The sequence below is a fragment of the Streptomyces sp. NRRL F-6676 genome, from assembly GCF_000725625.1.
GTDB lineage: Bacteria > Actinomycetota > Actinomycetes > Streptomycetales > Streptomycetaceae > Streptomyces.
Map to the genome: position 1 here is coordinate 69,011 of NZ_JOHS01000032.1, position 7,381 is coordinate 76,391.

The 7,381-nt window shown below is 75.2% G+C and carries 5 protein-coding genes; 4 read left to right on the forward strand and 1 reads right to left on the reverse strand.

The window, feature by feature from the left end; genetic code table 11:
- Nucleotides 1-72 precede the first annotated feature (72 nt).
- Nucleotides 73-3,000, forward strand: a complete 2,928-nt coding sequence (locus IO29_RS39560) for a bifunctional glycosyltransferase family 2 protein/CDP-glycerol:glycerophosphate glycerophosphotransferase (RefSeq protein WP_234307552.1) — start codon at nt 73-75, stop codon at nt 2,998-3,000.
- A gap of 26 nt (nt 3,001-3,026) precedes the next feature.
- Here IO29_RS39560 and IO29_RS20350 read toward each other — a convergent pair whose 3' ends face one another.
- Nucleotides 3,027-3,440, reverse strand: a complete 414-nt coding sequence (locus IO29_RS20350) for an organic hydroperoxide resistance protein (RefSeq protein WP_030380520.1) — start codon at nt 3,438-3,440, stop codon at nt 3,027-3,029.
- A 103-nt stretch (nt 3,441-3,543) separates the two neighbouring features.
- Between IO29_RS20350 and IO29_RS20355 the strand changes: the two genes are divergently transcribed.
- From IO29_RS20355 to IO29_RS20365, 3 genes are all read left to right on the forward strand, one after another.
- Nucleotides 3,544-4,053 (forward strand): MarR family winged helix-turn-helix transcriptional regulator, encoded by a 510-nt coding sequence (locus IO29_RS20355; protein ID WP_030380521.1) that lies wholly within the window; start codon nt 3,544-3,546, stop codon nt 4,051-4,053.
- 111 nt (nt 4,054-4,164) lie between these two features.
- The gene (locus IO29_RS20360; protein ID WP_030380522.1) at nt 4,165-5,451 is read left to right on the forward strand and encodes a glycosyltransferase family 87 protein; all 1,287 of its coding nucleotides are present in this window, start codon (nt 4,165-4,167) and stop codon (nt 5,449-5,451) included.
- Between the two features lie 13 nt (nt 5,452-5,464).
- The gene (locus IO29_RS20365) at nt 5,465-7,117 is read left to right on the forward strand and encodes a glycosyltransferase family 2 protein (RefSeq protein ID WP_234307553.1); all 1,653 of its coding nucleotides are present in this window, start codon (nt 5,465-5,467) and stop codon (nt 7,115-7,117) included.
- Nucleotides 7,118-7,381 lie beyond the last annotated feature (264 nt).

A 7,381-nucleotide genomic window follows, 5' to 3' on the forward strand; every position in this document is an offset into this window, starting at 1 on the left:
CAAACGGCGTAACCGGATCACTCCTTCGGCCGTTCGCGGGCATATGCCCGTGCCGACCATATGGATGTCTCCGTGCCCAGGTTCAGTGTCATCGTCCCCGCGTACAAGGTGCAGGCCCAGCTGCACGCCTGCCTGCGGTCCGTGCTGGAGCAGTCGTATCCGGACCTCGAACTGCTCGCGGTCGACGACTGCTCGCCGGACTCGTGCGGGGCGATCATCGAGGAGTTCGCGGCCCGCGACGCGCGGGTGGTGCCGGTGCACCTGCCGCGCAACGCCGGTTCAGGACCCGCCCGCAACGCCGGGCTGGCGCGGGCGGACGGGGACTACGTCGTCCTGCTGGACGGCGACGACAGCCTGACGCCGGGCGCGCTGGAGGCGATCGCGGTCCGGCTGAAGGAGACGGAGGAGCCGGACCTGCTGCTCTACGGCCACGCGTACGCGCTGTGGACGGGCGAGGAGGCGCCCGACCCGTTCGCCGCCGGCCTCGCCACGGCCCGCGGCCCGGCCCCCTCCTTCACCCTGGACGACCGCCCCGACCTGCTGGAACTCCCACCCCTGGCCTGGAACAAGGCATACCGGCGCGACTTCCTGGAACGCGAGATCCTCCTCTTCCCCCCGGGCGGACACGGCGACCCGGCCTGGACGTACCCGGTCCTGCTGACGGCCAAGACGATCACCACGCTGGAACGGGTGTGCGTACACCGCCGGCTGGGCCGCGGCGACGCCGCCCTCACCGCCGGGTCCCACCCCGGCCCGACGGCACCGGACCGACCCGGCGGCGGCCGGCTCCGCGCGCCCCGGCCCGATGCGGCCCGCCCCGGCGGGGACTGGGCCGACGGGGACTGGCCCGGCGGGGACTGGCCTGGTGCGGGCCGGTCCCGCGCGGGTGGCTCGGAGACCGCCGGGCCGGGAACAGCCGGGACCGGCCGGCCCGGCCCGGGCGGCTTCGACGTCGTCAGGCCGAACGCAGGCAGCCTGGGCGTCGCCGGGCCTGGCACGGGCAGCCTCGGCGTCGTCAGGCCTGACACGGCCGGCCTCGGCATCGCCGGGCCGGACACGGGCAGCCTCGGCATCGCCGGGCCGGACACAGCCGGCCTCGGCATCGTCAGGCCGGACACGGGCAGCCTCGGCATCGCCGGGCCGGACACGGGCAGCCTCGGCATCGCCGGGCCGGACACAGCCAGCCTCGGCATCGCCGGGCCGGACACAGCCAGCCTCGGCATCGCCGGGCCGGACACAGCCAGCCTCGGCATCGTCAGGCCGGACACAGCCGGCCTCGGCGTCGCCGGGGCGCCGGACCCTCGGGTCGGCTTCCCCGGCACGGGGGGCGCGCGGCCGTTCGACGTGTTCGCGCAGTACGACCGGGTCTTCGCCCGGCTCGCGGACCGTCCCGATCTGGCGCGCTGGCGGCCGGTGCTGTTCCGCCGCATGGTGGACCATCTGACGGCACTGTTCGACGGCGGCGGACGCCACCTCCCGCGCGGGGCGCGCGCGGAGTTCCTGCGCCGGGCGCGCGCCCACTGCCGACGGCACCGGGTGCGCGGCCGCGGGCTGCGGAGGACGACGAACGGCTCACTGCCCGGCAGCGGCGCGCACCGCGGCGCCGGGGCCCGGGCGGGCGGCCGTCCGTTGCCCGGCGGCGGACAGGTGCCGGACGCCGGGGCGCTGTCCGGCGTCCGGCCGTCGCCCGGTGCCCGGCCGTCGCCCGGCGTCCGGTTGCGGCGGTTGCTCGTGCGGCTCGGGTGGCACCGGGCGTACCGGCTGCTGTCGTTCGTCTCCCGGCAGGGGTGCCGGGGGCGATGCGTGGCCGGTCGGCTCGGCCGGGGGCTGGGCGAGGTGTTGGGGCGGCTGCACTACCGGGTCCAGCGGCTGCTGCCCGTACGCGCCGACCGTGCCGTGTTCGCCAGCCACGGCGGCCACGCCTACGGCTGCAATCCGGCCGCGCTCGAGGCCGCGTTCCGCGAGCTCGCACCCCGTATCCGTACGGCATGGATCGCGCACCCCGAGCACCGGCACACCGTCCCGCCGGGCACGCAGGGCGTGCGCCCCGGCTCGTTGGCGTACTGGACGGCGCTCGCGCGCTCGCGCTACCTCGTCGGCAACGCGCCCTTCGACGCGCGGCTGCGCAAGCGGCCCGGCCAGGTCGTGGTCCAGACCCAGGCCGGCACCCCGCTCAAGCGCATGGGCCTGGACGTACGGGACCGCCCCGCCGTCCTCCGGGAGGGCGAGCTGGAGCGGCTGCTGCACGACGCCGACCGGTGGGACTACGTCCTCTCCGGCAACCGCCACTCCACCCTCGTCTGGGAGCGCGCCTTCCCCGCCGCGTTCACCATCCTGGAGTACGGGCTGCCCCGCACCGACCGCTTCCACCGGGCGGACACCACGGACCCGGCGCACACGGCCCGGCTGCGCGCCTCGCTCGGCATCCCCGAGGACGCCGTCGCCGTGCTGTACGCGCCCACCTACCGCGACTACCGGCGCACCCCGTACCGGCCGCTCGACCTGGAGCGGCTGCTGCGCCGGCTCGGCCCGCGCTTCGTCCTGCTGGCCCGCGCGCACCCGGCGTACGGCGAACCGCTCGTGCGCGTCCCGGACGTGCCCGGGCTGATCGACGTCAGCGACCACCCGAGCGTGGAGTCGCTGTGCCTCGCCTCGGACGTGCTCCTCACCGACTACTCGTCGCTGATGTTCGACTACGCCGGCCTCGACCGCCCCGTCGTGATCCACGCGGAGGACCGCGAGGCGTACGAGGCGGCGCGCGGCACGTACTTCGACCTGCGGACGTTCCCGCCGGGCCCCGTGGTGCGCGGCGAGGAGGAGATCGTCGACGTGTTCCTCTCCGGACGCTGGGGCGGGCGGCACGCGTCCCTGCTGCGGGCCGCGTTCCGCGAGCGGTTCTGCCCGTACGACGACGGAGGGGCCGCGGAACGGGTCGTGCGGCACGTGGTGTTCGGTGAGCGGGGGCTCGCGGCGGGGCCGGTCACGGGGGCGCCGTCGTAGCGGGTGGGGCGCCCCCGTACGCCTCGCTACTCGACCACCAGCTCCACCGGCACGTTCCCCCGCGTGGCGTTGGAGTACGGGCACACCTGGTGGGCCTGTTCGACGAGCTTGCGGCCGGTCTCCTTGTCGAGGGCTTCGGGGAGCTCGACGCGCAGGGTGACCGCCAGGGCGAAGCCCTCGCCCTGCTTGCCGATGGAGACCTCCCCGGTCACCGCCGCCTCGCTCACGTCGACCTTGGCCTGCCGGCCGACCACCCCGAGCGCTCCGGCGAAGCACGCGGCGTACCCCGCGGCGAACAGCTGCTCGGGGTTGGTGCCCTTGCCGTCGCCGCCCATCTCCACCGGGACGGACAGGTCGAGGTCGAGCTTGCCGTCGGAGGTGACGGTGCGTCCGTCGCGGCCGTGGGTGGCGGTGGCGACGGCGGTGTAGAGCGCGTCCATGGGGAACCATCCTTCTCTGGTGTGCGGGGCTTCCGTACGGCCATAAGTGAAGCACCCAATTGAATTGCGCGCAACTGAATGACGCCGGAGCTACCCTGGTGTCATGACCAGGACGCAGCACTCCACGACGCGGGAGACGGAACTCCTCCGCCTCGACCGCCAGATCTGCTTCTCCCTGCACGCGGCCACGCGGGCGTTCAACGGCGTCTACCGGCTCGTCCTGAAGGACCTCGGTCTGACCTACCCCCAGTACCTGGCGATGCTGGTGCTGTGGGAGCACGGCGAGCTGCCCGTGAAGCGGCTCGGCGAGCATCTGCGCCTCGACTCGGGCACGCTGTCGCCGCTGCTCAAGCGGCTGGAGGCGGCGGGTCTCGTCCGCCGGGAGCGCAGCACCCTCGACGAGCGCTCGGTCCAGGTGCGCCTCACCGAGGAGGGCACGGCGATGCGCGTGCGGGCACTGGAGGTGCCGCGCCGGATCAGCGCCGCCACCGGCTTCGACGCGGACGAGATCCGGGACCTGCAAGAGCGCCTGGACGTCCTCACGGCGGCCCTGGACGCGGCGGTCGCCCACCCCGAGGCCCTGAACGGCGAAGCCACGAACCCGCGGGACTGACGCAGCCGGGTGACCGTATCGCCCGAACTTGTACTCATCACATCCGTCTGCACCCATTTGACGGCGTATCACCCGGCGTGAGTCGTATACCCGGCCTACGATCCGAGCTTGATGAGCACCTCGATCACCGCCGCCGCCCGCCGCCGCCCGCGCCCGCTGCTCGGCCTCGCCGCCGCCTGGCTGACCACCCGCGCCCTGATGCTGTGGCTGCTCGTGCACGACGACACCCGGCTGCTCGGCCTGGGCGGCGTCTCGCGCGAGGTGCACCACCTGTACTTCCACTGGTACGGCGTCCTGGTGCACGGCGCCTTCCCGGTCGGCGACCCCATGTGGCAGTACCCGCCGGGCGCCGGCCTCGTCCTGCTGTCGCCCGCGCTGCTGCCGGGCCTGACGTACTTCCAGGGCTTCGTCGCGCTCACCCTCCTCACCGATCTGGCGGTACTGCTCTCCCTCACCCGCACGGGACTGCGCACCGGCCGCAGCCTGCGCGGGGCCGCGCTGTGGATCGGCGGGCTGCCGCTGCTGCTGCATCTGCCGCTGGCCCGCTACGACGTCCAGGTCACCGCGTTCGCCGTGCTCTCCCTGCTGGCGCTGACCCGCTCCCCGCGCGTCTCCGGCGCGCTGGCGGGGCTCGGCGCCCTGGTGAAGGTCTGGCCCGCGCTGGTGCTCATCGGCACCCCGCGCGGCCGTGACTCCCGCCGGGCCTGGGTCTCGGCGGCCGTCGCGGGGGGCGCGCTGCTCGCGCTGCTGGCCACCCTGTTCCGCACCCCGTTCGACTTCCTGCGCCAGCAGGGCGGGCGGGGCGTGCAGATCGAGTCGCTCGGCGGCACGGTCCTCGGCTTCGCCCGCCGCGCCGGCTGGCCGGGGCGCACCCGGTACCAGTTCGGGGCGCGGGAGTTCGTGGGCCCCTACGTGCGCGAGGTCGCCACGGTGTCGCTCGCGCTCACCGCCGTCGCCTTCGGCCTGCTGCTGCTGTGGCGGCTGCGGGCCCGGCACTGGACGACGGCGACACCGTGCGACGCGGCGCTCGCGGCGGTGCTGCTGTTCACCGTGACCAGCCGGGTGATCAGCCCGCAGTACATGGTGTGGCTGGTGGGCCTGGCCGCCGTCTGCCTCACCTCCCGGCACACCACCCAGCGCCCGGTGGCCTGGCTGATCCTGGCGGCGACCGCGACCAGCACGGTGGTGTACCCGGCGTTCTACGGCGAGGTCATGACCTCCAGCTGGACGGGGTGTCTGCTGATGCTGGCGCGCAACGGGCTGCTGGCAGGCGCGGCCGTGTGGTCGTTCGTACGGCTGTGGCGGGCCACCGCGCGCCGCCCCGAGTCCGTCGTCCCGCCCCGGGACGCCCGGCCCGATCCCGCGCGGCTCCCGGACGACAGCCTGAGCGTCTCCTGACGGGGAGCACACCGTGGACCCCCTGGGCGCACCTTCCCCGCGAGGCGGCACCGCCGGTGCCGTGACCGTCGTGGTCATCGGCTACGACGACGCCGCCCACGTCACGACCGCCGTACGGTCCGCGCTGGCGCAGGGTCCCGCCGTGCGCGAGGTGATCGCCGTCGACGACTGCTCGACGGACGGCAGCGCGGAGCTGCTGGACGCGCTCGCCGCCGGGGAACCGCGGCTGCGGGTGGTGCGCCGCACCGTCAACAGCGGCGGCTGCGGCACCCCGCGCAACGACGGCATCGACGCCGCGACGGCCCCGTACCTGATGTTCCTGGACAGCGACGACGTCCTGCCGCCCGGCGCGGTCGACGCGCTGCTCGGCGCCGCCGGACGCCACGGCGCCGAGGTCGCGGCGGGGCTGTGCGTGCGCCGCGAGCTGCCGTCGGGCCGCGAGAGCCCCTGGCAGCCGGAGCTGTACGCGCGTCCGGCGCTGGTCGAACGGCCGGCCGGGCGCCGCCGGCTGGTGTACGACACCCTGTGCGTCAACAAGCTGTACCGCGCCGACTTCCTGCGCGCGCACCGCATCCGCTTCCCCGAGGGCCGCTTCCGCTACGAGGACTTCGTCTTCACCGCGCGCGTCCTCGCGGCCGGTCCGCGCCTCGCGCTGATCCCCGACCGGGTCTACGTCTGGCAGGTGCGCCGCACCGCCGGCCGGCTGTCGATCTCGCTCGACCGGGCCGGGATCGACAACTGGCGGGCACGCACGGAGGCCGCCCGGCAGGCGTACGACATCCTGCTGGGCGCCGGGGAGAAGCGGCTCGCGCGGGAGGCGCGCGCCAAGTTCCTGGAGCACGAGGTACGGATGTACGCGCGGGAACTGGCGTTGCGCGACGCGGAGTACCGGCGCGCGTGGTGGGCGCTCACGCGGGCGCACCTGAAGGCGTACGACGAGGCGGACTTCGCGCGGGCGCCCGCGCCGGGGCGGGTGATCGCCCGTGTGGTGCTGGCCTCCGACGCGCCCCGGGATCTGCCCCGGCTGCGCGAGCTGGCCGCCCGCCCCTCGCGGCTCTGCCCGCCGTACGCGCGGTCGGCGGGCGGGGCGCCCGTCTGGTCGGCGGACCTCCCCCAGGTGCCGCTGGACCACGTCCTGACCCGCCCGCTGCGGCTGCTCCCGCTCGCCGTCGACGCCGAGCTGCGCCCCCGGGCGCGCGGCACCCGGCTGCGGCTGGGCCTGCACGAGCTGTACGGCAGGGTCGAGGAGGCCGGCCCGCGGGAGGTGGAGGCCGTGTTCGTCCACCGTGAGGACGGCCACACGGTCCGCCTCGGCACGGCCGCGCTGCTGCCGCCCGACCCGGAGTTCGACACCTGGACCGCCGAGCTGCCGCTGGACCCGGGCGCCCTCGCCGCGGCCGGCCCGGCCGTCTGGGACCTGCGGCTGCGGCTGCGCTTCGCCGACGGCGCGGTCCGCGACACCACCGCCCACGCGAGCGCGGGGCCCGGCCTGCTGACCCGTACGGCACTCGCGAGCCCCCGCCACGGCCTCCTGCTGGTCCAGCCCTACGCCACCCACTCCGGCTCCCTGGCCCTGCGCGTGGCCCCCGGCCTGCGGGGCGCGACCGCGGTGCTCCGCAGCCGCCTGTCCCGGCTGCTTCCCCGGCGGGCGGGAGCGGCGGCCTAGGGTCCTTCTGACGGATCTCCGTGGGAGAAGGAGCGGCGTTCGGTGCGTGCTCTCGCCGTGCCGTGTGGAAGTCCTCGTAGCGGAGCTACTTGGGCTTTCGCGCGGTGCGGCGAGAGTGCGTGCCGGGCGTCGCGACGCCGCGGAGATCCGTCAGAAGGGCCCTAATAGTGCTTCGTCAGGTTCTGGGCTGTCTGCGGCTTCTCCGAGGGCGGGGCAGGGGTCGTCCGCAGGTGGTGCAGGTACCGGTCCAGCACCTCAGCAGGT